This is a genomic window from Vibrio sp. C8 (assembly GCF_054051265.1).
Genome location: NZ_JBPAOE010000011.1, coordinates 477,378 through 500,797 on the forward strand (window position 1 = coordinate 477,378; position 23,420 = coordinate 500,797).

33 protein-coding genes are annotated in these 23,420 nt (G+C 42.1%); 27 read left to right on the forward strand and 6 right to left on the reverse strand.

The genetic code is table 11. The annotated features are described in order from the left end of the window. Positions 1-7: 7 nt before the first annotated feature. From ACRQQK_RS08245 to ACRQQK_RS08270, 6 genes are all read right to left on the reverse strand, one after another. Complete coding sequence (locus ACRQQK_RS08245; protein WP_457510866.1) at positions 8-220, reverse strand: hypothetical protein; 213 nt, start codon at positions 218-220, stop codon at positions 8-10. Positions 221-237: 17 nt separating this feature from the next. After that, positions 238-522 carry a hypothetical protein gene (locus ACRQQK_RS08250; protein WP_457510868.1) on the reverse strand — a complete coding sequence of 95 codons (285 nt, stop codon included), beginning with the start codon at positions 520-522 and terminating at the stop codon, positions 238-240. Between the two features lie 17 nt (positions 523-539). Further along, positions 540-788, reverse strand: coding sequence for a PapB/FocB family fimbrial expression transcriptional regulator (locus tag ACRQQK_RS08255; RefSeq protein ID WP_457510869.1), 249 nt, complete (start codon positions 786-788; stop codon positions 540-542). A 186-nt stretch (positions 789-974) separates the two neighbouring features. After that, positions 975-1,820 carry a DUF3037 domain-containing protein gene (locus tag ACRQQK_RS08260; protein ID WP_457510871.1) on the reverse strand — a complete coding sequence of 282 codons (846 nt, stop codon included), beginning with the start codon at positions 1,818-1,820 and terminating at the stop codon, positions 975-977. Further along, positions 1,817-2,545 (reverse strand): HipA family kinase, encoded by a 729-nt coding sequence (locus ACRQQK_RS08265; RefSeq protein ID WP_457510873.1) that lies wholly within the window; start codon positions 2,543-2,545, stop codon positions 1,817-1,819. The genes ACRQQK_RS08260 and ACRQQK_RS08265 overlap by 4 nt, the downstream gene beginning before the upstream one ends. After that, positions 2,542-3,324 (reverse strand): LexA family transcriptional regulator, encoded by a 783-nt coding sequence (locus ACRQQK_RS08270; protein WP_457510875.1) that lies wholly within the window; start codon positions 3,322-3,324, stop codon positions 2,542-2,544. Before ACRQQK_RS08270 ends, ACRQQK_RS08265 begins: the two co-directional genes overlap by 4 nt. Before the next feature lie 35 nt (positions 3,325-3,359). Between ACRQQK_RS08270 and ACRQQK_RS08275 the strand changes: the two genes are divergently transcribed. The 27 genes from ACRQQK_RS08275 to ACRQQK_RS08405 all read left to right on the forward strand — a co-directional run bounded on the left by ACRQQK_RS08275 (position 3,360) and on the right by ACRQQK_RS08405 (position 23,414). Then, positions 3,360-3,563: a helix-turn-helix domain-containing protein gene (locus tag ACRQQK_RS08275; protein WP_222793286.1), complete on the forward strand. Its 204-nt coding sequence runs from the start codon at positions 3,360-3,362 to the stop codon at positions 3,561-3,563. 55 nt (positions 3,564-3,618) lie between these two features. Beyond that, positions 3,619-4,098, forward strand: a complete 480-nt coding sequence (locus ACRQQK_RS08280; protein ID WP_457510877.1) for a YmfL family putative regulatory protein — start codon at positions 3,619-3,621, stop codon at positions 4,096-4,098. Next, a complete protein-coding gene (locus tag ACRQQK_RS08285; protein ID WP_457510879.1) occupies positions 4,095-4,346 on the forward strand; it encodes a hypothetical protein in 252 nt (83 codons plus the stop codon). The genes ACRQQK_RS08280 and ACRQQK_RS08285 overlap by 4 nt, the downstream gene beginning before the upstream one ends. Beyond that, positions 4,343-4,507 carry a hypothetical protein gene (locus ACRQQK_RS08290; RefSeq protein ID WP_457510880.1) on the forward strand — a complete coding sequence of 55 codons (165 nt, stop codon included), beginning with the start codon at positions 4,343-4,345 and terminating at the stop codon, positions 4,505-4,507. Before ACRQQK_RS08285 ends, ACRQQK_RS08290 begins: the two co-directional genes overlap by 4 nt. Further along, a complete protein-coding gene (locus tag ACRQQK_RS08295; protein ID WP_457510882.1) occupies positions 4,500-5,027 on the forward strand; it encodes a DNA methyltransferase in 528 nt (175 codons plus the stop codon). The genes ACRQQK_RS08290 and ACRQQK_RS08295 overlap by 8 nt, the downstream gene beginning before the upstream one ends. Then, positions 5,020-6,018 carry an ATPase gene (locus ACRQQK_RS08300; protein WP_457510883.1) on the forward strand — a complete coding sequence of 333 codons (999 nt, stop codon included), beginning with the start codon at positions 5,020-5,022 and terminating at the stop codon, positions 6,016-6,018. The genes ACRQQK_RS08295 and ACRQQK_RS08300 overlap by 8 nt, the downstream gene beginning before the upstream one ends. Continuing rightward, positions 6,008-6,211: a hypothetical protein gene (locus tag ACRQQK_RS08305; RefSeq protein WP_457510885.1), complete on the forward strand. Its 204-nt coding sequence runs from the start codon at positions 6,008-6,010 to the stop codon at positions 6,209-6,211. Before ACRQQK_RS08300 ends, ACRQQK_RS08305 begins: the two co-directional genes overlap by 11 nt. Before the next feature lie 2 nt (positions 6,212-6,213). After that, positions 6,214-6,912 (forward strand): phage antirepressor KilAC domain-containing protein, encoded by a 699-nt coding sequence (locus ACRQQK_RS08310; RefSeq protein WP_457510887.1) that lies wholly within the window; start codon positions 6,214-6,216, stop codon positions 6,910-6,912. 327 nt (positions 6,913-7,239) lie between these two features. Beyond that, complete coding sequence (locus ACRQQK_RS08315) at positions 7,240-7,674, forward strand: hypothetical protein (RefSeq protein ID WP_457510889.1); 435 nt, start codon at positions 7,240-7,242, stop codon at positions 7,672-7,674. Continuing rightward, entirely contained in the window at positions 7,674-8,672 is a 999-nt protein-coding gene (locus ACRQQK_RS08320; RefSeq protein WP_457510890.1) for a DUF968 domain-containing protein, read from the forward strand. Before ACRQQK_RS08315 ends, ACRQQK_RS08320 begins: the two co-directional genes overlap by 1 nt. A 441-nt stretch (positions 8,673-9,113) precedes the next feature. Then, on the forward strand, positions 9,114-9,419 hold the full coding sequence (locus tag ACRQQK_RS08325; protein ID WP_457510892.1) for a hypothetical protein: 306 nt from the start codon (positions 9,114-9,116) through the stop codon (positions 9,417-9,419). Positions 9,420-9,810: 391 nt separating this feature from the next. Beyond that, positions 9,811-10,896 (forward strand): DUF6161 domain-containing protein, encoded by a 1,086-nt coding sequence (locus tag ACRQQK_RS08330; RefSeq protein WP_457510894.1) that lies wholly within the window; start codon positions 9,811-9,813, stop codon positions 10,894-10,896. 2 nt (positions 10,897-10,898) lie between these two features. Next, positions 10,899-12,638: a P-loop NTPase fold protein gene (locus ACRQQK_RS08335; protein ID WP_457510895.1), complete on the forward strand. Its 1,740-nt coding sequence runs from the start codon at positions 10,899-10,901 to the stop codon at positions 12,636-12,638. A gap of 521 nt (positions 12,639-13,159) precedes the next feature. Then, positions 13,160-13,825 (forward strand): hypothetical protein, encoded by a 666-nt coding sequence (locus tag ACRQQK_RS08340; protein ID WP_457510897.1) that lies wholly within the window; start codon positions 13,160-13,162, stop codon positions 13,823-13,825. Between the two features lie 122 nt (positions 13,826-13,947). Beyond that, positions 13,948-14,256, forward strand: a complete 309-nt coding sequence (locus tag ACRQQK_RS08345; protein ID WP_457510899.1) for a phage holin family protein — start codon at positions 13,948-13,950, stop codon at positions 14,254-14,256. Next, on the forward strand, positions 14,256-14,597 hold the full coding sequence (locus ACRQQK_RS08350; protein WP_457510901.1) for a M15 family metallopeptidase: 342 nt from the start codon (positions 14,256-14,258) through the stop codon (positions 14,595-14,597). Before ACRQQK_RS08345 ends, ACRQQK_RS08350 begins: the two co-directional genes overlap by 1 nt. Before the next feature lie 2 nt (positions 14,598-14,599). Next, positions 14,600-15,070, forward strand: coding sequence for a 3TM-type holin (locus tag ACRQQK_RS08355; protein WP_457510903.1), 471 nt, complete (start codon positions 14,600-14,602; stop codon positions 15,068-15,070). Positions 15,071-15,177: 107 nt separating this feature from the next. Then, positions 15,178-15,690, forward strand: a complete 513-nt coding sequence (locus ACRQQK_RS08360; protein ID WP_457510904.1) for a terminase small subunit — start codon at positions 15,178-15,180, stop codon at positions 15,688-15,690. Continuing rightward, positions 15,662-17,557 (forward strand): phage terminase large subunit family protein, encoded by a 1,896-nt coding sequence (locus ACRQQK_RS08365; RefSeq protein WP_457510906.1) that lies wholly within the window; start codon positions 15,662-15,664, stop codon positions 17,555-17,557. The genes ACRQQK_RS08360 and ACRQQK_RS08365 overlap by 29 nt, the downstream gene beginning before the upstream one ends. Then, a complete protein-coding gene (locus ACRQQK_RS08370) occupies positions 17,558-17,803 on the forward strand; it encodes a hypothetical protein (protein WP_457510907.1) in 246 nt (81 codons plus the stop codon). It begins immediately after the preceding gene. Positions 17,804-17,810: 7 nt separating this feature from the next. After that, a complete protein-coding gene (locus tag ACRQQK_RS08375; protein ID WP_457510909.1) occupies positions 17,811-19,253 on the forward strand; it encodes a phage portal protein in 1,443 nt (480 codons plus the stop codon). Then, on the forward strand, positions 19,237-21,057 hold the full coding sequence (locus ACRQQK_RS08380; protein WP_457510910.1) for a phage major capsid protein: 1,821 nt from the start codon (positions 19,237-19,239) through the stop codon (positions 21,055-21,057). The genes ACRQQK_RS08375 and ACRQQK_RS08380 overlap by 17 nt, the downstream gene beginning before the upstream one ends. Positions 21,058-21,125: 68 nt before the next feature. Further along, positions 21,126-21,299, forward strand: a complete 174-nt coding sequence (locus ACRQQK_RS08385) for a hypothetical protein (protein WP_180980005.1) — start codon at positions 21,126-21,128, stop codon at positions 21,297-21,299. 7 nt (positions 21,300-21,306) lie between these two features. Next, entirely contained in the window at positions 21,307-21,663 is a 357-nt protein-coding gene (locus tag ACRQQK_RS08390) for a head-tail joining protein (protein WP_457510912.1), read from the forward strand. Next, positions 21,620-22,210: a phage tail protein gene (locus ACRQQK_RS08395; RefSeq protein ID WP_457510914.1), complete on the forward strand. Its 591-nt coding sequence runs from the start codon at positions 21,620-21,622 to the stop codon at positions 22,208-22,210. The genes ACRQQK_RS08390 and ACRQQK_RS08395 overlap by 44 nt, the downstream gene beginning before the upstream one ends. 8 nt (positions 22,211-22,218) lie before the next feature. After that, the gene (locus tag ACRQQK_RS08400; protein WP_457510916.1) at positions 22,219-22,764 is read left to right on the forward strand and encodes a hypothetical protein; all 546 of its coding nucleotides are present in this window, start codon (positions 22,219-22,221) and stop codon (positions 22,762-22,764) included. Then, complete coding sequence (locus tag ACRQQK_RS08405) at positions 22,764-23,414, forward strand: phage baseplate assembly protein V (protein WP_457510918.1); 651 nt, start codon at positions 22,764-22,766, stop codon at positions 23,412-23,414. Before ACRQQK_RS08400 ends, ACRQQK_RS08405 begins: the two co-directional genes overlap by 1 nt. The last annotated feature ends 6 nt before the right edge of the window (positions 23,415-23,420 follow it).

The following is a 23,420-nucleotide window of genomic DNA, read 5'->3' on the forward strand; positions in this document are numbered from 1 at the left end:
TTGCTCCTTACATGACGTTTGCAGCTTCACGAGCAAACATGTTCAGGAACTCGGGCGTGAGAGATATGTCAGCAGGGCATTCTCGACTGATTCCCCAGCCATTGGTTTTGTTTTCTGGTTTAACCAAAGTCATGTTCACGACACGACACCCTAGCTGGTGGCTAAAGTAAGGTGCCGAAGTACTGACTTCTCCGAATTGTGTATCGATGGTTGCCGCCATAGATATTTCCTCGCTAATTAAATAAGGGATTGCTGAGATTTGTGCCTTCTTGATTTGGGTTTTGAGTTAACAAATGGCTTTGAAGTCACTGCTTTTGGTTTCTTGAACTTGTAGTTAGGGTCGAGAACTTCTGCGAATCGCATACCTGCATGACATAACGAATCAAAGAAAGGGTCTTTATGATTTCCCTGATTGAAGAACTTCACACCTTCAGCCGTTGCGCGTTTAGCCACATGTTCGTTGCAACCTCCTTCAACTAAGTAGTTGTAGATGTTTCTTTCAATGAATGTTTCAGCGTTCATATGATTAAACCCACTTATCAGTTTTCTGATTTAAACCGTGCCCAATCGAGTTCTTTGATTCGCTCAACTATCGAATCTACAGCTTGAACTCTGTCGATAGCCCTCTGAAAATTCGATTCAGTAATCTCTGCCAGTGCTGCACAGGCAGAGAAATTAATTCCATCGACAAAGTACTTCTGTAGTGCTTCTTTTTGAGGCTCACTGCGTATGCTAGTTAGTGTTAGGAGTAGGGTTACCCGCTGCTCTGTTTCCATTCCAGAAATCATATGGATACTTCTTGTTTAGACATGTGATCTCCTCGTTGTTAGTTCGTGAACTAAATGAACGAGATTAATGTACCATAAGTACATTAATTGTAAAGTACCGAAAGTTCATTTTGTAAATGTGTGAACTTAGGGAACAAAAAAACCGCCTAATTCGGCGGTTTCTTTGAAAGGTAGGATTTGGAAAGCTTAATTTAATCGAAACTGTTCTCGTAATAACTCAGTATCAAATTTTGCAAAGTCAATCAGTTGGTTGTTATCACTGAATTGGTGAACTTGAACACCCAGTTTTCTCATTGCACTTTCAACGCCATCATAAGCTTTGCGGTATGCTGATTTTTTGCTTGTTGGAGCTTCCACAGCAAACATGAAATTGTCGGGCAACAATGAATTTGCTTCAATAATATAACGAACTCTCGCTACCCATTTTTCTCCATGATCTACAAGCTGCAGTGGCGTGCTTTGGTTAAATGCAATTGGCTTAATCCCCTTAACCATAGGTCCTACAGCTGCTACCAGCGGAAGCTTAACTGCACCAAAATTAGTATCGAGAGATTTCTCTTTATACTTAAGGTTGAACGGTAACGTGTCTAGTCTCATTTTGAGCTCATGAACCATTGCACGTTCGCGCTGTTCTTTGTTAGGAGCTGTAACTCTTCCAATGAAAGTTTGATAAAGCTGATTTAAAGTATTGTTCGGCTGCTCGGTAAGAATAGCTCCGTGAGCACCAAAAATCATTACGCCTTCTCTTGGACGAGTAACTTCAGTAACAATGCTATCAAGTTGGCTTGGATTCGTGCTGGCGAATTCTGCAACTCTAGTAAGTTCTTCATTGATATATCGATGAGCATGTTTAAACAATGCTCCATCTAAGTCATCAAAGAAATGATTGATGCGCGGAAAGACATCAGGAACGAGTTTGTAGCCATACCAATTTGAATTCGGTGTCCAAGCTACTATACCAATGTTGGCAAATTCTTCTGTTTCTGCGAATGGCATAAAGCGAACGATTGCATATTTCAACAACGTTTTCATATCATGTCCTCCCAGAAGTTATCTTGCTTATATCTTTGAAGTATAGCTAGCATACTATCCTTCAATTCTTCTCTTGTTGTCAGCATAAGCCAGTCATCAGGAATTTCTTCCATAATGGTGTCCAGCTGAGACAAGGCATTATCAAATCTTACTGTGTAAGCTTGCTTATCTACTTCAACAAGGGTTGTCCATTCTTGTCGACAATGACAAACGTGTAAAGACTTATGTTGTTCTAAACTGAATGTTTCATCAAATGCGAGGTTGTGATCTAATACATAAACTTCGCCATTACGTTGATCTACAAAAAGATTAGGGTTTCCGCCGCTCTCTGTTAAGTTCCTGTCTGCATTCTGTATCCAGTAATCAAAGATGTAGAGGTCATTAACAATATTTTGTGGAACTTGATTAAGAGTGATGAGAGTAATGTCTTGAATACCTTTAACAAACTTGGAAGCAAAATTGTATTCATACATTTCATATCCGGATTCGATAAATGGGGAGTCTACCCAAGCTATTGTAAAAGGAGGAATTGGTAGTCCAAAAACTTCACCTAAACGCGCGCAAACCCATTCTTTGGCTAATCCTAACCCAGTGGTTCTTGAGCCTTTAACAATATAGGTTTCGCCTCTATCATCTTTACAGATATAAGGTGACGTTTGACCTTGTTTGGTCTCCCTGATTATTTGTTCTATATAGATTTCTTCAGGCAATTTATCTTTTGTCATAGCAATACCGAATACCAAAACACACGACCAACAATAGTAATCTTCTGCTCTTGTATCTGTTGTTCTGTATATTCTCTAGGTGGGTATTCCATCTCATTAAAACTGTAAATTCTTAACCCACCACCGGGCAAGCTATACAGTTTCTTTATAAACAATTCACCGTTGTGGTTGATTGCAAAGATCTTCCCATCTGTCAGTTTCTTATTTCCACAATCAATACCAACAGTAGAACCATCTGGCAGAACAGGCTCCATACTGTCGCCGTGTACGGCTACACACTTAGCATTTTCTGGTGATACGTTATATCTACGTAAGGTCGATTTAGCGAAACGAAGGCGATAGCCTTTATCGTGTTCAGCGTCAGTAACAAATCCATTGCCAGCAGAAAGCTTTACGTCTGACAAAAATGGAATAGCAACTTCATCATCACCAAGCGGTGTACTATTATCCCAAACTTGCATATTGCCTAGGATCTCGGCATTTCCTTGCTGTGATTGTTCTTCTTTGCCATATTGCAACCAATACAAGCTCACGCCTAAATAATCAGCTAGTTCAGCCATTTTATTTTGACGTGGCATAGACTCTGCGTTTAACCACTTGCTTACAGCTTTAGGCGTTACACCTAGCCTTCTGGCAAGAATTACTCCGCGTCCGTGTTCTTCAATCCCAGATTTATTGCAGGCCTGTGCAAGCCTTTGGGCGAAGTCTGATCGCACATTTTCACTATGAACCATAGGTTCAATAATAAGATCTCTTGCATGTACTATCAGTTCCGTCATAATATGTACCAAATGTTCATTTTAAGGGTTGAAGTATGTTAAAAGAAGCAATTAGCTCAATTGGTTCTCAAAAAATTGCTGAGAGATGTCAGGTCAGTGTCCGTGCCGTTTACAAATGGAGCGCTAGGGGAGTTCTGCCAAGGACTGAGTACACTGGTGAAACAAACTATGCAGAGCAAATAGAAGAATTATCTAATGGTCAGTACAAAAAAGACCAGTTATTGAACTTACCTCGATGAGTTAATTCTTTCAGACTTTTGGAAAATGTTTAACCACCAAACCAAGGAGCAATTAGTGGAAGCACAAGCTGAAATCCATATAGGGCTTAGAACTGCGGTTAAAGACTCAGAACGTTTTGTTCAGGGAACGCGGGGAACAGTCGCTGCCAAGCTGGGGTATTCGTATGACCAGTACAACAACCGTTTGAAGATGAACAAAGGATCTAAGTTTTTCTCTTTAGAAGAGCTGGTGGACATTGTTGATTTTACTCAGTCGCCATGTATCGCCGCGTTCTTTGCGGATAGAGCTGGTTTTATGGTGGTGGAAAAACCTGAATTGGGTGAACTGGATACCGTGGACATGTTCGACTGCCACTTGCATTTGAATGCCGTGAAAGGGCTGTTAGACAAAACCATTGAAGAAGCAAAAGCTGATGGTGTGTTCGACGAGAAAGAGCGTAAGGCGATAGCTCAGTTAAAAGGCGAATATCAGGCTACTTTCGAGGCCTTCATGTTCAAACTTGATGCGTTGTATTCACATGCGGAGGACAAATGAAAACGGAATCTTTCTGGGAAACAGTTAAGCAACTTGGTGATATCACAACCAGTTCTTGTCGCGTTGCTACAAAAGCAGGGCAGGACGCACACCATTTCGAACGTGACCAAATTCGTTGCTTGCTTAAAAAGTGCGAGCGCCAATTGTTGGTACTAGATGAGGAAGTGGCTTTAAACCGCGGCAACGGTCTAAAGCCGAGTGAATATAACCGCGAGGAAATTTCACACACCACTTCGGAGAAGCAGTGATGGGAAGAATAGCACTACAGGCTCAGTTAGAGAACCACCAGTTTCATTACTTTATGGTGGTTGATGGTGAACGAAAGGAAATCACTCACGAAGAGATGGAAGATTTGTATCACGCAAAGCAGGTTTACTTTACTGCTGTTTATGGAGGCATTCATGGCTAAGGAACGTATAGAGCGGGACTTTTATCCCACGCCTTCTTGGTGCGTTAAAGCTTTACTCGATTGTATTGAGTTTCGCGAAGGGGATGTGATTTCAGAACCTTGTCGTGGTGACGGCCGTATTACCAATGAACTGCCAACTGGGCACATCATCCAGCACGCAGAACTGGCCGAAGGTATTGACTACTTAAACCCGAGTAAAGATATGTCGGCAGATGTGATCATCACAAACCCGCCTTTTAGTTTGGCTTTGGAGTTTATTGCTACAGCAATGACACGAGATTTAGCGCAAGACGGAACAATGTGTTTTCTTCTTCGTTTATCGATGCTTGGCAGTAAGCAACGCGCTGACTTCTGGCGATCTTTCCCCTGGACAAACTTACTCATTCTTACTCCTAGACCATCGTTCGTATATGGCGCGACTGACAACGCTGAATATGCGTGGATTTGTTGGGATAGGGGAAACCGTATTAAACGCCCAGCGTTCTGGACGTTGAAGAAAGACGAGGTTGAAAATGGCTAGGCTTTTCGATGTGGTTCGAGAGCTATCTGGCCATAATGCTTCGATCAGTATTCCTCGACCTTATATTAAGTTTTGCGAAGGTAACCATACTCAAGCAGCGGTTCTGAATCAGTTGGTGTTTTGGTCTGGCTTTAAAACAGAAGGGGAATGGTTCTACAAAGCTAATGAAGAACTGGCGAGTGAAGTTTGCTTGTCGGTGGATCAAGTTCGTTATGCCGTGCGTAAGCTAAAGAGCCGCCTAGGTGATGTCATTCAAAGTAAGGTGAAGAAGGCTAATGGTGTGCCAACAACACACTATCGTTTAAATGGTGATCGTTTAGTTGAGCTGCTATTCCCTAATACAGAACAAGTTTCCCAAATGGATTCGGTAATTTTACCAGATGGAAATGGGAATATTACCGAAACGAACTGGGAGAATTACCAGAACCAAGGAAGTGGTAATTTTACCGATTCCAATAACAGATCCAAACCAGATACAAACAAACAGATCTCTCTTGCTCCGAGCAAGCTCGAACCAGAAAAACCGGTTGATCCTGTTTTGTTCAAAATCCCGTTGAACGCCAAAGATACCTACTTCGAAGTGACTCAAACATACCTGTTCGAGCTACGTGATTTGTATCCGGCGGTCGATGTCGACCAACACATTCGCAACATGATTGGTTGGTGCACCTCCAATCCTCAGAAGCGAAAAACCATATCTGGTGTTCGATCGTTTATCACCAAGTGGCTACAGAGAGAGCAAGACAAAGGCTATGGCAGGCCTGCACAACTCCAACAGCATGCTCAGCCTAATGACCGTGAAGTCTTGAAACGCAAGGTTCGTGAATTGGAGATGGATATCAATAACGAGAACGCGGCACTGATTTCTTTTCAACAGCGTAAATCACCTGTGTCGCAAGAGGCGGTTAAATCTTGTCAACGCAAGTTGAATGACATGATTGCACAACGTGAACAGCTACTGGTGGAGCTAGGGGGGATGAATGGCGAGTGAAAAGGATCTTGTTGCTTTGATGAGTTCGCGTAAACGCCTTTGGAAGCCTAGTGAACTCTGCAAGCAGTTAGGCATTACGGTGTGTCAGTTAGTCCGATTGGTTGAAAAGGCGAGAAATGCAGGTACCGCGTTAAAGCTAGAGAACGGTGAACATACTGACTATACGAGTAAGTATTGGCTGGTGGAGGGATGAGCATGTTTGAACTTAGTACACAAACTGAAATGACGATGAGCAGTCGTGAGATTGCAGAGCTAACTAAGAAAGACCACAAGAATGTTCTACGTGTTATTCGCTCCTTGATTGATGGTCAAGTTTTAGTCGCTCAAATTGAGCCACTAAAATTTGAGTACCGTGGACAGCTGTTTGACTACTACGAATTAGGCAAGCGTGATTCTTTAGTCGTGGTTGCTCGTCTTTCTCCAGAATTCACTGCAGCTGTTGTCGATCGCTGGCAGGAATTGGAGAAAAAAAGTCAGGTGTCGGTACCGGCTACTTTTGCAGAAGCTCTACAACTTGCAGCTAATCAGGCTAGAGAACTTGAAGCGAAGAATCAGCAACTGGCAATAGCAGCTCCAAAAGCTGAGTTCGCGGATGCAGTGGCAGGGGCGGATAAAGGTGTTCTTCTTGGTCAGTTCGCAAAGACGGTTGGTTTAGGACCTGTGACCATATTCCGTATTCTGCGTGAATTGAGAGTATTTATGAGCCGTGGCAGTTCTTACAACCTTCCGTATCAAGAGTTCGTTGAACGTGGTTTATTTACGGTAAAGCAAGGTACCTACGAAACCAATTCAGAAACCAGAATCAGCCATACCGCGATGATCACAGGGAAAGGTGAGATATGGCTACGCAAGAAGCTGATTGAAACGGGTCATTTAAAGGCGGTGGCGGCTTAGATATATTTCATTATTTCGCTAAGTAAGAACGTACACGCCGAAAGATAGCAAAGAGCTGTGCGATGTTTGTCTTTTTTATACAGAGAAACGACAGCAGCAAATGTGAACAGAATAATGACAAGAGTGATGAGGAATATAAGCGCTTTCATGAACATGTACCTACGGTCGATGTTCGCACTCTTGCCAGAGTCCGAACGGTCGCCTAGACGCTGTTCACGAGTTCCTGCGAAAGGTTGCTCGATCCCTCTAATCTGGGGCTGTTGAAATTAAATTGAGTAATTAATGTACCATGGAAACTGAGAATGTACAGAAGGAAGGTGAGTACCTATGAAGAACAATATTGAAATGTTTGATGAGTATGCGGCTAAGGTTTTTGATCAACTGTATCGTTCGTTTCCCGTTCCGATTGTTTTGAAATGTACTGAATTGTGCGGTGATACTGAACTGGACGAATTTGGCCGAGTGTTGGGAGATGATGGCGAGCCATCCAAGCCTTTTGAAATTTGTTTTGGTACCGTTCAGTGGCTTCAAGAATCTGGTTATTTGAGAACAGAGCGAAGCGATAATTATTGTTTCTACCGTAGTGTTCTTTCCGCGAAAGGTCTGGAGGTTTTGAAGTCCACACCTGACAGCATCAAAGTGAAAACGTCATTGGGTGAATCGTTAGCCGGTGCAATGCGTAAAGGTTCTATGGATTTGGCAATTCAGTTATCCAATGAAGCCATAAAAATTGGTGCTGGAATGCTGATGGGTGCTCGTTAGTGCTAGTTCTTCAACCCTTTCTTCAAGCTGACCTTGGCTTAATGATGTTTAAGCCTGGTAAAACTCTGTTGAGCGAGCTGGTTAAGATGAGCCAAGGAAACCGGCTCATTGTAATGCCTCTGCCTGAAGAGTTGGTGAATGTACCAAGCGGTAAGGTAAACCGTCCGATGATTCCGGATAGTTCAAAATCGCTGGTGGACGATAAACGCTTACTTGAGTTCTTTAACCATGCTGAAGTCCAAAAGCGACTTGGTAGTTTTAAGCATTGGTTAGAGCGCATTCCACATTGCCAGCTTTCAGACGGCGAGTATTGCGATAAGAACTTAACCGTTCTCGATGGCGCCGTTCGTGTGTGTTGGCATCACGACAACCAAGAGCGAAATAATCCAAGCGTTGAAACTGAATCTATCGCTCAGCGTAATGTAATGCTTTGGGGATTGGACCGCATTCAGTCGCAACTGAAAGTTGATAGGCATATTTCATTACCTGAGCTTTGCTGGTGGAGTGTAGTGAATTGTGTTTACGAGTATTTACCTCAATCCATCGTCGATGAAGTATTTGGGCTAAAGAAAAAGCCTGAGACAAATGGTTTAGCCGTTCGCAGAGAAAGTGATGAGCGCTTCGAACTGAATTCTAAAGCGATTCTTCAAGAACGCGCTGGCGCGGTGAAGTTGATTGTCGATAACGAGCCACCAGCCATGTTTATGGCCAGACCGAAAGAGATTACCTGGCAAAGTGAAAAGTACTTAAAGTTCGTCCGTTCTCTACCCTGCGTAGTGACTGGAAAAACAGAGGGGGTAGTGGCCCACCATTTAATCTGTCACGGAGAAGGAAAGATGGGCGCCAAAACCCACGACCTTTTCACCTTCCCATTAACTGCAGAAGAACACCGCAAGTTTCACGATGATCCTAAAGGTTGGGAAGCCAAGCATGGTTCACAATTGTTCTATGTGAAGCAGACGATTAAGAGAGCGTTGGAGCTAGGGGCTTTGAGTTAAAAATGTTGCTCTTGTATTCCTAATAACCCTTTTTAAAAGCGATATATCATAAGAATTATTAGCAATGATATGCGAATATGAAGTTGGCAGGGCTTGGTTAGCTTAGATAGTTGGAATGATGTTTAAGACTCAATATAGTTGTTTTTGTATTATATATCACAAAAAATATTAGTCATGGTACGCTAACCGTTGAACATGTAAGAGCCTTGGTTTAACTTGGTTACACCTAGCGTCATTAGGAATAAAGACGCACACATGAGATAGAAAAATAAAAAACGAGCTATCTCTACATCACCTCTCTTGTATGCTTTTAATAAGCATGCAGGTTTTCTGCATTCAAAAATAAAATAAACTCTCGTCACATTCTAAAGATGTTGACCTACCATTTCTCAACTATTTATCAGATATTTGATTTTGTCTTTTGATAAATAGAGGTTTTATATGGATATAAAAGTGCATTCGGACTCTTGGATTATTCACAATGAACTTGCACAAGTTCTTGGTGTGTCAGAAAGCATAATTAAGCAGGTAATTGAGTCTGTTCCAGGTTCAGTTTGTGATAGAGCGCATTGGTTTAAACTTATGCCTGAAAAATGTGGAGCATACCACTATCAAGTATCTGAGTCTGGGGTGAGAGCTATTGCTTCTGAGTTATGTTTCCATGGTAAAAAACATCTTTTCTATAAGGTTTATAAAGCATTTGGAGAAGAGAGACGAGCACATAGAAACGAAGCATTTTTGATGTAGACGGCAATCTTTATTCAAAAAACCAAAGCGAGGTATATCCTCGCTTTTTTTCCATGTGCTCGCACTCATATTTATATCACAATAATTATTTATATGAAGTTATATATAATAGCGATGTGACCATATTCTTAAGTTTGCGCGAACGATGCTCTCTCAAATGCGCCTGCAAACCATGTCAGTTCAACTTTAGGCTTCAATGGGGTCTTCTAATACCCTATCAACTGTACACAGTATTACTGATTATTATGTGGAAGTCAGGGGCATCCTGATCTTGTTTTTAGCGATATAAATATGTTGTGTAAGGTTAGCTTGATTATCCCAGTTCATTTTTCCCCTACTTTAGGCTATTGTCGAGGTATTACATTGTTAACAGTTTGAATTGGTAGAAGTTATGGCGAGCTTACAGGATATTCTTCCTAAAGAGATAAACAATTTTGATTTTAGTCAGATTTTCGACAACGAAGACTCTTTTTTGAGATTTCTAGAGAAAGAGAAATTAGCCTGGGAAAAGCATTCTGACAAAGCTAAATCTGGAGTTTGCCAAGATGTAGCCAGCTACCTTAGGAAGTTAATAGCTGCTTGTATGGAGTATAAAAGTAAAGCGTCACATTCAAATCAAGATATTACAGATCTGAGAAATTTGTTTAAAGGGTTACAGAGAGTTGAAGGTGAGAATAATGTAACTAAATGGATCTATAGTGAAAATCCCTTAGTAGATAAATTGATAGAGTGCAGCCAAAACCATGGGTTGTATGCAAGCAAGAAGTTTTTTGAAGTTGTTGTAACGAATTCTAATGCTCTTGGTACAGAGATAGGGGAACATCTTGGTTTGAGTTATCTGATAGATGAACAACAGTACAAAAATACTTTGGATCAAAAAGCAGAACGAATTGAAGCTATTCAAGAGAGAATGCGTCATCGAGAAGCTGAAGCTGAACAAGCAATTGAAACGTTAATATCTACAAGTAATAATACGATTACATCTTTTCAAGACTCATTTCGAGAGCACCTAAGGCTAGAACAACCAGCACAGTATTGGTCTCTTTCTGCTAAGAAGTATAACAATACAAGCATGTTGTGGGGGGCGATTTTATCTGTTCTGGTGTTAGTCGGAGTGATGTGGTTTGCTTACTTGTATAGTCAATTCCTTGTAGGGCAAAGCCTAGGTGTTGAATTGGATACTGTAAAGGGTATCGTCCTTTTTCTGACGGGTATTACTGTATACGGTTTTTTGATCCGAGTTGTTTCAAGGTTATTGATGAGTGCCGTCCACTTGCAACGAGATTCAGAAGAGCGAGCTCAGTTGACCTATTTTTACCTCGCTCTTATTAAAGATGGTGCTATTGATGAAAATTCTCGAAACATAGTCATTCAGTCTTTGTTTTGCCGAACAGACACAGGATTACTGGCTGGTGACTCATCACCAACTATGCCGGCAATGGATGTTCTTAAGAATATTAAAATAGGAGGTAGTTAAATATGGCTACTCAGGTGACTCATATTATTAATATTCTATCTGATAATTCATTTCCTCCTGCCCTTCTTTTTGACGGAGATTGGGGAAGTGGAAAGTCACACTTCATAAGAAACGAATTACTAGATGCATTAAAATATAAATTTGAAATGGAAGTGGTTTTCTTTTCTCTATACGGTATAGATAGCATTGATGATTTTAGAGATAGATTAATATCAGAAGCTTATGGTTCTGTATCTGAAAAAGGCCAAGACCGTTTTCTTAAACTGATTGAAGGTGCTAGTCAATTATCTGGACAAAACGGTGTGGGTGCAATCGTAGGTGGATTAGTCGGTCTTTATAAACATCAAATATATAAAGAAATTAATAATCGTATATTTATACTTGATGATTTAGAACGTGTGACGGACAAGAATCTGATAAAACAAATTCTAGGGGAATGCCTTGAATTTGCAGAGAATAAGAAATGCAAAGTGATTGTTATTGCGAATGAAAAGAAGCTAAGTTGTCAATCTGATATTGAAAAGATTTTTGTAGATAAGTGTTATCACTCACTTTGCACAGATGAAATGATTTCTATACTTAATGAATATCACCCGGAAATAATAAGTGATTTTAATTTTTGTGAGCAAATAAAAATAGATATGAATCATCTTAAGTCAAAGAATTTAAGAGTTATAAAGCGTGCTTTGAATAAATTTGGTAATTTAAATGGATTTATAGATGAAGATTATGAAATAGAAGCGAAAGTAATATTGTTGTCTCAAATTATGAGACTGTCATACCTGTTGTTTGAAAAAGGTTATAGTGTAGAAGATATCTGTAGGCATTGTGAGAAAAATCAGATATCTATTGCTGTTAGAAAGCAGCTTTTATTAGAAAAAAAAGAGTTTAGTGAAGAAGATAGGCTAGAGGATGATATTGTAAATACACTTAATAGGCCTGCATCTGAAATTCTTGTTATGTATTGCGCAAGTAAAATAACAGATGACAAATATGTATTTGATTGTTTAGATTTGCCTAAAGTTGTAAGTGAGATAGATAAAGCTTTATCATATCCAACAGTTTATCAAATGACAGATGAAGAGTTTGAATCGGCTTATAGAAATTTAATTGAATTCGTGAAAGGTGGTAAGGATGTTTATCTTGACAAATGGTTTAGTGCTTTAGATAGGTGTATCTATTTTATCGATAATAAATTTATTTTAGCGACAGCATCGGAACGTGAAAGCTTGATTAAGCTTGGTCATGATTTAGATATGGATAGGTTTATAGTTCCAAATGATATGACTATGTACAGGCGTCACGATATGGTTTCGTTAGAAAATGATGAATTAAAGGAATTGTATAGAGTTGCTCGTAGTAATTTGATTAAAAAGGTTGATTTTGATAGTGATGAGAAGTTTAAATTCGAACTTATTAATTCACTAAACTCTGTTAGAGATGAGTTTTACAATAAGTTTGTCCGTATTGGATTGTTAAATTTATTGTCTATAGACGAGTTTATGATTGCATTTTTTAAATGGAGCCCTATAGAAATAAGAACATTTTGTGGCTATTTAGATGATGAATTTGTCAGAGGTGGAAATATTGATGATACTCAGAAGAGTATTGCTATTGAATTGAGAGAAAAATTAATAAACGAGATGGAGGGTATTAATCCTAGTGTAAGGCTAGGTGGGTTGAACTTACTAGTTTCCACCTTGGATGAGGTTATTGATATAGAGAATGGTGTTGTTTTGTAATATAGTTATATTCTCTGTAATTACATAAGTTTAATTACTTTATTTTTTAGATATTAAACTATCTAAAATGATTTTTTATGTAAGCTACATTATTTCTAGGCTCGTTCAACCGCCACATATCATGAATAATTTCATCACCACGGACTAGTATAAACACTCTTCCATCTACATAAACACCAACCACATAGTGACCCCTCGGTATCTCGTAAGCAACGTAGGTAGCTTCGTCGTCTGTACAAAGTGCAGTTATGTCGACAGCTTTTAAAAGCTTTAGACCTTCCGTATTTGTTGTATAGATAAAGCCGCCAAATGGCAGCTGTACTGTATGGCCACGCTTTCTCATAACGGTAAGCGCAGTGCGTCCTTTAGGCTGCCCCGTTCCTATATGGCCATTGGGGCTAAGCCTCACTAAATACGAATCTTTAAGAACTTGTATTGTTTTGAACATAACCTTAAAATAACGACAATCTGTATATATATACAGTATATTGGGTTTTGACGGTTAGTCCAGAGGGTCGGTTATGGGATTAGTAACAAGCGTTGAACGCTGGGAAATGCCAGCCGCTATTGGCATGGCAACAGAAGGTATTCGCGCCAAATATAATGTGGGTGCTGGTGGCGGAGTCTTCGGTGCTGCCGATTACGAGATAGGGTCTAAACTCGACGGTGCTAAAGTGTTGGCTGCAGTGGAGCGTATGTCTAAATCCGCTCCACACCTAGCCGATTGGAGCATGTTTGCCTATGCCTCGCCTCTTTGGAACTCGAACGAGAATAAAACCAGATTGTTTGAAAGTGTTATGAACGACTGGGTTGTGTGTGCGTCTGAGCAGGGCACGATGATTCAGCAGCGAACTCATGACAAAGTAAAAGCGCTAATTCCTGTTATTGCTGGTGGATTGGCCCTTGAGCAAGCTGGTGGAGCGCAAACGACACTTTCAGAAGGTGAAGTAAAATATACCCCAACTTTCACCAGGGCCTATCTAATTCATATTCTGATTGAAGCTGACAGTTTGGCTAAAAATGAATTCAGTGATGAGTTTAAAAAGAAGCGAGCTCGTTACTACCAAAACCATTGGTCTGATTGGAATCAACATGTAGAAGCTATTCGAACTCTCCTAGTGAGTTATGACCAAGCTGCTCGAAAGTTATTCAAAAAAGAGCTTGAAAATAAAAACGGTGCAGATTAGTGTATGCATTATCAGTATGGATAAGTACACAGTATTTTAAAGAACCGCCTTCATGGCGGTTTTTTTGTGCCTAAATTTCTTCCTATTCAACATTTAACCGGGACACTCCTAAGGGGGTGGGTATGCGCATGCCTGAAAAAGATCCACAAAACTACACCCTTATTGGTTACCTGCTAATTAGCTTTGCCGCTATTTGGGGCGGTGTCGTTGCGCACCTGCAGCACATTCGGAAGGAGAACAAACCTTTCATTTGGCGAGAGTTGATTATGCAGGTGTCTATTTCTGGTTTTGCAGGGATGCTGACCAGTTTGTTGTGCTGGTATATCGAAGCGCCTACACCTCTTGCAGGTTTCATGGCTGGTATCTCTGGATTTATGGGTAGCAGAGCTCTGTCCATCTTAGAGAAGAAATACGAGAAGGTGATTGGTTGATGACTCTTGGTAATAAACAACGCGCCTTCACTCGTATGACAGCTGATTTAATTGTTTTCGCCTACGAGCAAGGCTACGAACTGACGTTTGGTGATGCTTATCGTGACCCTAGAGTTCACGGTCAAATTGGTGAAAAAAAATCCTACAGTTCCGCTAACAGCAATCATAAACAGCGCCTAGCTGTTTACCTTAATTTGTTTGTGAATGGTGAATACATCACTAATGGTGATCATCCTGCTTATTTGGCATTGGGTGAGTACTGGGAGTCACTTGGTGGTTCGTGGGGTGGGCGGTTTGATGATGCTAACCATTTCTCACTTGAACACAATGGAAGGAAATAGTGATGGCTTTTGATCCTCTCAGTGCAGCCTTTGAGCTTGGTAATTCTGTTATCAATAAGATATGGCCAGACCCAGTGAAGCAAGCAGAAGAACAGCGTAAGTTGGCTGAAATCTACCAGAATGGCGACTTAGAAAAGCTAAACGCTCATGTTCAATTGATGTTAAAGCAGGCTGATATCAACCTGCAGGATGCTAAATCAAACAACTGGTTTCAAGCATCTTGGCGACCAGCAATAGGCTGGGTGGGTGCTATTAGTTTAGCGCTTATGTATATCCCCAAAGCCATCGTTCAAACATACATATGGACCTATCAAGCAATCACCATCCTCGATGATTGGAATGGTGTGACTGAATTGGTAGTACCTGCATTCCCTGACTTAGGTGTCGGTGATGTTATTGGTCTGCTTATGTCTATGCTTGGAGTTGCTGCTATGCGTAGCTTCGATAAGGTGAAGAACACCAATACCAAATAATGGGTCCTTCCTGAACCTTTTACCCTGTGGGTATCAGACTCGCGAGAATTCTCTATTTACCAGCCTTTCCAGAACCCGTTTCCGTTTCCGCTTTTTGATAGGTATTTATGAGCACACAAAAAGAAGTTGGTGAGCACCTAGATATCTCTGATCGCCAAGTGCGCAACCTTATCAAGGATGGGGTACTACCTGCGGCAAAAGGTCCCGGAGGATTGCATCTTGAATCATGCCGAAAGGCTTATATTCATTACCTTCGGCACCTTGCAAGCAGCGGTAAAGTTACTGTTGAACAAGACGATTTTGAAGAGGGTAGTTTGGAATATGAACGCTACCGATTAACCAAAGCTCAGGCTGATAGCCAGGAGCTAAAAAATCAAATAGCGACACAGGAAGTGGTACCTGCAGATTTCGCTACATATGCATTAGCCAAAGTTGCGGCAGAAGCATCTGGTGTTATCGATAGTTTGCCTCTAAATATCATCCGAAAGCACCCGGAACTAACCACGATTCAAACTGAAAACATTAAACGTGAGTTAGCCAAGGCTCTAAATGCATTAAGCCGGTTAGAAAGATCATTGCCGGAGATATTAGATGACTATATCCGAGAAACAACTGAGTAACTTTCAAGCTGCAGTGAAAAGGGGACTAGCTACTTTTTGGCGCCCAATGCCTATGACTGCTGTGGAATGGGCTGATGAACATTTCTTTTTATCTGCAGAATCATCTTACTTGGAAGGTCGTTGGGAAACTCTTCACTTCCAAGTCGCGATTTTGAACTGCATGGGTAATGATGAAATCAGAGTGGTGAACCTGATGAAGTCGGCTCGTGTTGGTTATTCTCAAATGTTGAAAGCTGCTCTGGCTTATATGCTGGAGCACAAAAAACGAAATCAATTACTCTTTCAACCTACCGATGCTGCAGCGTCGGGCTTTATGAAAGCACATATCGAATCAATGATTCGTGATGTTCCTGTCGTCAAAGCATTAGCTCCTTGGTATGGAAAGAAGCATCGTGACAATACTCTTGATACAAAGAAGTTTGCGAACAAACGACAGTTGTGGTGTTTAGGTGGCACTGCAGCGAAGAACTATCGTGAAAAGTCAGTTGATACGGTTATCTACGACGAGCTCGCAGCTTTTCCTGCTGACGTCGAAAAAGAGGGGGCGCCTACATTTCTAGGAGATCGCCGTCTAGAAGGTTCGGTGTTTGGTAAGTCTATTCGCGGTTCCACTCCAAAGAATAAACACGAATGCCAAATAGAGAGAGCCTGCAAAGAAAGCGGCGTGATGCTGCGTTTTGAAATTCCGTGCCCTCATTGTGGTGAATATCAGTATTTACAATGGGGTGGTCCAGATGCTGATTTCGGAATGAAGTTTGAAAAATTCGATCCTTCTAGTGTCGCTTATTTGTGTCCTCATTGCGGTGTTTTGGGTACGTATGCCGAATGGATGCCTCAGCAATACAAAGGTATCTGGCGAGATAGGATTGCAGACTTGGCCACACAAGATGGCATGCGTTGGACCACTATCGATGATAAGTATGCGGATACGCCCGAGTTTGTCAGCTTTCATATTTGGTCGGCATATTCTCCGTTTACTGATTGGCGTCGTTTGGTCCAAGACTGGCTAAAAGCGGCTGATGATGTAGGTAAGCTAAAAACCTTTGTTAACACCATTCTTGGTGAAACATGGGAAGAGCAAGGAGAGAAGCTTGATTCAGACGAACTTTACCGACGCAGAGAGAATTACATTTCTGATATACCTGCTGGTGGTGTCGTTCTTACCTGTTCGGTTGATGTTCAAGATGATCGACTCGAATGCTTGGTTAAAGCGTGGGGTAGAGGTGACGAATCTTGGGCGGCAGATTTTAAGATCTTGTATGGCGATTTGGCTAAGCCTGGCATTTGGGAAGAGCTAGATAACTTCTTGTTGCAAACTTACCAGCATCAATCGGGTAATAAGTTACCTATAGCTTGTACCTGTATTGACTCTGGTGGCCACTTTACTCAGGAAGTTTATAAGTTCGTTAAGAGCCGAGAAAGTCGCAGAATCTTTGCGATCAAAGGTGTGGGTGGTGTTGGTCGTCCAATAGTGTCTCGTCCTTCTACCGCCAATAAAGCGAAAATCAAATTGTTCGCAGTTGGTACCGATACTTGTAAAGAGCTGGTTATGGCTAGGCTTCAAATCCTTGAGCATGGCTTTGGTTATTACCATTACCCGATTGATAGCAAGTTTGATGAAGAGTTCTTCAAGCAGCTGACTGCAGAAGAACGGCGAACTCGTTACCACAAAGGTCATGCAATTCTTGAATGGGTGAAAGTTCGTAAACGTAACGAAGCTTTTGACCTTGAAGTCTATAACCTCGCAGCGCGTGAAATTCTCAATCCAAATTACGATGCGCTCGCATCACATCTCGAAGTTGTGGAAGTCGCTGAAGATAAACCAAAGGCGAAGCCTAAACGTCGATTCAAAATGAAAGGTTTCTAAATGGCATTAACGCAAAGTGAAGCTGCTCGTAAAGAGTGGCTTGTCAGTGCAATTGAAGCTATTCAAAAAGCGCAACTTGGCATTATTACGTCCGGTAAATCTTCGCTGAGTTTCAACGGTCGGAGTGTCACCAACTTGTCGCCAACTGAAATGGAAGCGATGCGTGTTAGCTTCGCATCAGAACTTGGCAAGCTAGAACGTAAAGAAGCAGGTTTAAGAACTCGAACGATCAGATGTATAGGATAACCCCACCATGAAGAAATCTCCGATTCAACGCATGGTGGTGAATGAAATGCGCCGTATGTATGACGCAGGCAATCCGGACAGAATGACGTTGTCTTGGGATTCAAATCCATACACTGTCGATCAGGTAATTTACCACCAATTAGAAATGCTCCGTTCCCGGGCACGGCAACAAGCTCGAAATAACGATTATGTTATTCGTCTTATTCAGGTTCTACAGGATAACTTAGTCGGTGCTAACGGTTTTAAACTACGTTCAAGGGCGAAGACTAAACAAGGAAAGCCTGCTTTTAAAGTTCGCCAATTGGTGGAAGAGTTATGGGCTGAGTTTGAAGACACTGTTGACTTGATTGATTTAGAGAAACAGATTGTGGCTGCTCAGGTAACCGACGGCGAAGCGTTTATTCACTTACGAGTAGATTCTTCCGGAATGCTCTGGCCAGAGCTCGTTGACCCTTGTCGTATCGATGTTAATTACAACGATGAAAGTGATGGTGGGAACATTATCATCATGGGTATTGAGTACGATGCTCACTTTAGGCCTGTTGCTTACCATGTAAATGACACTTATGAGAAACCTCATCCAGGTGTCGGTAGCCTGACTAATTACTCAGGGAAACGAACCCGTATTCCAGCGGCTAGTATGCTGCATGTATTTCGAAAGTTGTTTGTTGGTCAGAAACGCGGAATACCTTGGGTAGCTCCTTCTCTTGGCCGATTGTTCCAGTTGGGTGAAGCAGAAAAGGCAGCACTTACCGCTTTTCGTATCGGCGCTGCAAAAATGGGTTTCTTCCGTTCGGAGGCTAATGACGAATATACCGGTGATGAAGAGTCAGGCGAGATGATGCTGAACGCAGAAGCCGGTACTTTTGAAAACATCGGTAATCTGACCTTTGAAACGTTTGATCCAACGTATCCATCCGGTGATTACGCTCCGTTTGTTGAACGAATCTTAAAGGGTATTTCTTCTGGTTGGGGCGTTGATTATCACACCGTAGGTAATGATTTATCCGGAGTGAATTATTCCAGTGCGCGAGTGGGCTCTCTGGATACCCGAGAGTATTACAAAAGCCTGCAGACATGGATGGTGCAGACGTTTGTTAAGCCGTTATTCCATGCCTTTATCGAGCTCAATTATTTCCATGGCTCTTTTGGTGTAATGCCGTATACCACTGCGACATATAAGCAAGCTCAGTTTGTTGGTCGTCGCTGGGATTGGGTAGACCCACAAAAAGAAGCTAACAGTAAAAAGATCCTCTACGAAATTAAAGCGATTTCCCTTTCTCAGATTATTCGGGAAAGAGGAGATGACCCCGAAGATGTATTCAATGAGATAGCCGAAGAGAATGCCATGATGGCGAAGCTTGGCATTACTCCCACACAAGTATTTTCCGCGATAGCACCGGAAGAAGATGACGACGAAGAGGTTAAAGCAAATGCCACAACCAAGTGAAATCAACATCGGTGATTCGTTTGAACGCTCGATGATTATCGACGCGAGCCGCAGCATCAATGAAGAAGAACGAACCGTTGAAGTTTCTTTCTCTTCAGAAATAGAGGTGCAGCGTTGGTTCGGTATCGAAGTTCTGGACCACTCTCCCGGATCTGCTCGACTAGAACGGATTAATGATGGTGGTGCCGTTCTGATGGATCACAACCGAAGTGATCAGGTTGGTGTTGTAGAAGTCGCATCCATAGATAGTGACCGGATAGGTCGTGCAACGCTCCGCTTTGGGCGTGGTGAGCGTGCTACCGAAATTTTCAACGATGTGGTGGATAAAATCCGCCAGAAAATCAGCGTTAACTACAAGATTTATGCCTATGAACGGCGAGAGGGTGAAAACGGTCAGCCTGATACGATTCGGGTAACTGACTGGGAGCCTACAGAAATTTCCATAGTTGCTGTTCCTGCCGATTCCAGTGTTGGGGTTGGTCGCAGTGACGAATTATCAACAAACAAGGAGGCAGGAATGCCAGCTCCAGTAACTAACCAAGTGGAACAGCAACGCAGTAATGAGAATAACATTCCTCAACCTGCACCGGCTGCGCCTGCAATTAGCAATGATCAAGTGCGTTCAGACGAACGTCGCCGCATTGCTGAAATCTCTCGTGCTGCAGAAGCGGCTCCGTGGGATTTAAGTAACCTTCGTGATGATGCGATTGAGCGTGGTATGACAATAGAACAATTCCGTTCAGCTGCATTTGAACATGCCGCAGCTCAACCAGCACCGGCTGCAGCTCGTATGAGTGAAGAAATGATGCAACGTGAAAATCGTGAGTATTCATTGGTTCGCGCTCTGAATGCTCAGATGTCAGGTGATTGGACGGATGCTGGTTTTGAACGTGAAATGTCACAACAACTGCGTAGCGATGGTGGCTCGGTAGTTGGCGGTGGCTTAATTGTTCCTGTCAGTATATTTACTGGTCAGCGTGCTGACATGACAACCGGAGCTGGTCTAGTTGGTACCCAACACATGGCAAACCAGTTTATTGATGTGCTTCGCGCTAACACATTACTCGGCCGTTTGGGTGCACGTTTCTTGCCTGGTCTAAATGGCAATGTGTCGATGCCGAAGAAAACCGCATCAGCGACATTTGGCTGGTTAGCTGAAAAAGAAGATGCCACAGAATCAGATGTACCAGTAGGTAACGTTACGTTAAGTGGTAAACACGTTGGTGGTATCGTGCCGCTAACGTTTGAACTGATGCGTCAGTCCTCACCTGCGATTGAACAGATTGTTCGTGAAGACATGTTGGCAGGTATGGCTCTTTCTATCGACTTAGCTGGCTTTAATGGTACCGGGTTAAACAACCAACCATTGGGTATTCTGAATACTGCTGGTGTTCAAACCGTGGATATCGCAGATACTGCCAACCTAATCCCTACTTGGGAAGAAGTTGTGAAGATGGAAGGAGCGCTTGATGATGTAAACGCGCTGATGGGATCTTTAGCTTACGCGTTCCGTCCAACCGTGTTCTCTGCTCTCAAAACCACGAAGAAAGACGCTGGCTCTGGTCGTTTTGTTGTGGAAGGTGGCGAGTGTAATGGCTACAAAGCGCATAGTTCTACCCAAATGCCAACAGGTGGTTCTCTGTTTGGCAACTTCTCGGATGTAATGATTGGTACTTGGGGAATGGTTGAACTTATTCCAACTCGTAACAGTAAAACGGGTGGTTTGGATATCGGTTGTCACCAAATGGCTGATGTTGCTATCCGTAATCCTCAATCATTCGTAAAAGGTGTTGCTGCAGTTTAATTCAGCATAAATTATTTACTCTATGCCTCAGCTATCTGGGGCATTTTTATTTTTCAGGAGCGTAAATCATGGCTGACGTAAAGTTAAAGCTAACCCGTGGAACAGTAATTAAAAAAGGTGTTCACGGTGTAAAAGATGAAGTCATTGAAGTCGATGAACAAACGGCTATGAATCTTCGACAAGCCGGTGCGGCAGTTGTTGCAGATAAGGATGCGAAGGTAGGTAAGCCTGCGAAAAAATAGGTAGCTTATGTCTATTTGGGAAGACGCTGTTACTGATATGGACTCCGCTTTAATGGCGGAGTTTTCTGTTTCAGTGACACTGCATTTAGAAGCCGGTGATTCGGAGGTTTCAGGAATCTTTGATAACCCATGCACACTTAGCCAACTGCCGAACGGTGGTGATGTTCTGGATACAGAACCAGAACTTTATTTGAATGATGCAGATGCTGTATCTATTAAGCGGTATCAGTTTGTCACTGTTGGAACGGTTAAGTGGCAAATTGTAAAGCCGCCAGAGCCTGATGGTACAGGTATGACGAAATTGATTTTGGGGCATTCAGATGGATTGGAAATCGAGAAACCAGATATTCGATATCGATCTTGAAGAGCTTGAAGCTATTCAAAATGAACTGTCAGCTACTAAGCAGGAAATGCTCAAGGCTTATAACCGAGCCCTTAGACGAACTGCAGTCACGATTAAATCTATTTCTAGCAAACTGGCAAAGGAAACTATCCAAGCAAAGCAGCTTAAATATATTCGTAAGCGTATTAAAGATTATTTAGTCAATGAAAATAACGAAGACCTTAAAAGTCTCCGTTTTTGGTTTGGTCTTGATGATATGTCAGTTCATACCCTTAAAGGTTCATTACGTCAGAATAAAATTGGCGCTATTTTTACTCCCAAATCTAGCCAGTTAGCGCGACAGCAGTCAGGTCGGGGATTTGTTTTAACTGGCGGCAAGATCGGCAATCAGAGAATTATGTTTACCCGCTTTGGTCAACAAAAAGGAAAGTATCGAGTTATGCGGGTACCTATAGCGGATTCAATGAAAACCAAAATAGAACAAGAAGTTTATTCACAGATTACAAAGATCTTCTTAAACCATTTTTCTACTGACTTAAAAGGTCGGGTTGCTATGCGTAAACAATAGGAACATTTATGGCTATAACACTTACTCAATACCATGAAGCGGTGATCTTATGGTTGCAAAACAATGAGTATCTAGATTGGTTGGTACATGCCGTTAGTTACCCTGAACTTGATAGCCCGCCTACAAAAAATTCAGCCTATTTCGGTGTAACTAACTGGGAAAAATCAGAACAGCAAAATTGCACCGGTGAAGTTGCAATGGATCTCAGTTGTCAGTTGCTGGTGGTCTTCCCTCAAGGTACTCCTGATGTACAACTGGTTATTCGTGAAGCCGTGATGAGTTTATGCCTAGAATTGGAAAATCAACGATTTGGGCTAGAGGCAAAAGCTCTGCAATTGATCAGCGTAGAACCGGATGCGTTTAATCCGGAATTAGATGAATGCGAAGTTTGGTCAATTCGTTGGATTCATCAAATCTTCATTGGCAGTGTAAATAAGGGGCTAATTGCTGAAACCTATATTCCAAGCGGAAAAATCATGGTCGGCTATTCACCTGACATTGGTGAGGGTAACGAACCAAAATACGATGCGGTTTACGATAAAACGGGTGAATGATGTCTGATACTGAACTTTACAGAATCGTTAGCCGGTTAGAGCAACGAGTCAGCAATCTCATTCGTGTCGGTCGGGTTGCAGAAGTTCAGAATTCACCACCAAGAGTCAAAGTTGAGTACGACAAAGACTCGGCAGGCAACCCGGTTACTACGGGGTGGCTGTGTTATCTCGAAGAACGTCAGGGTTTTGTTCAGACATGGAATCCACCTAAGGTGGGTGAGCAGTGCGTTATTCTATCGGCTGCTGGTGATTTGCGTTTGGGGAAGGTGCTGCTGGGTTTAAATACCGATGGCAATCCACCCATTAGCACCGACCCTGATATTCACAAAATTCAATTTTCAGATGGTAGTGCCTTTATTTACGATCGCTCAATCAGTGCCTGGGATATCAATCTTGGCAGCGGCAATACCACCTTCACCGGAACGCTTTTCACCTTTAACGCTGACTTAGTTTTCAATGGTGACGTTCTCCAAACAGGCGAATATGAGCAGGTGGGTAACTTTACGACCTCGGGCCATGTTACGGCTATTGGTAATGTTACCGGTGCAATGATGTATGACTCCGTTGGTTCGATGGCATCCATTCGAACTACGTACAACGGCCACCGTCACGAAGCTACCGACCCAACCCCTGATCAACAGATGAGTTAATTATGC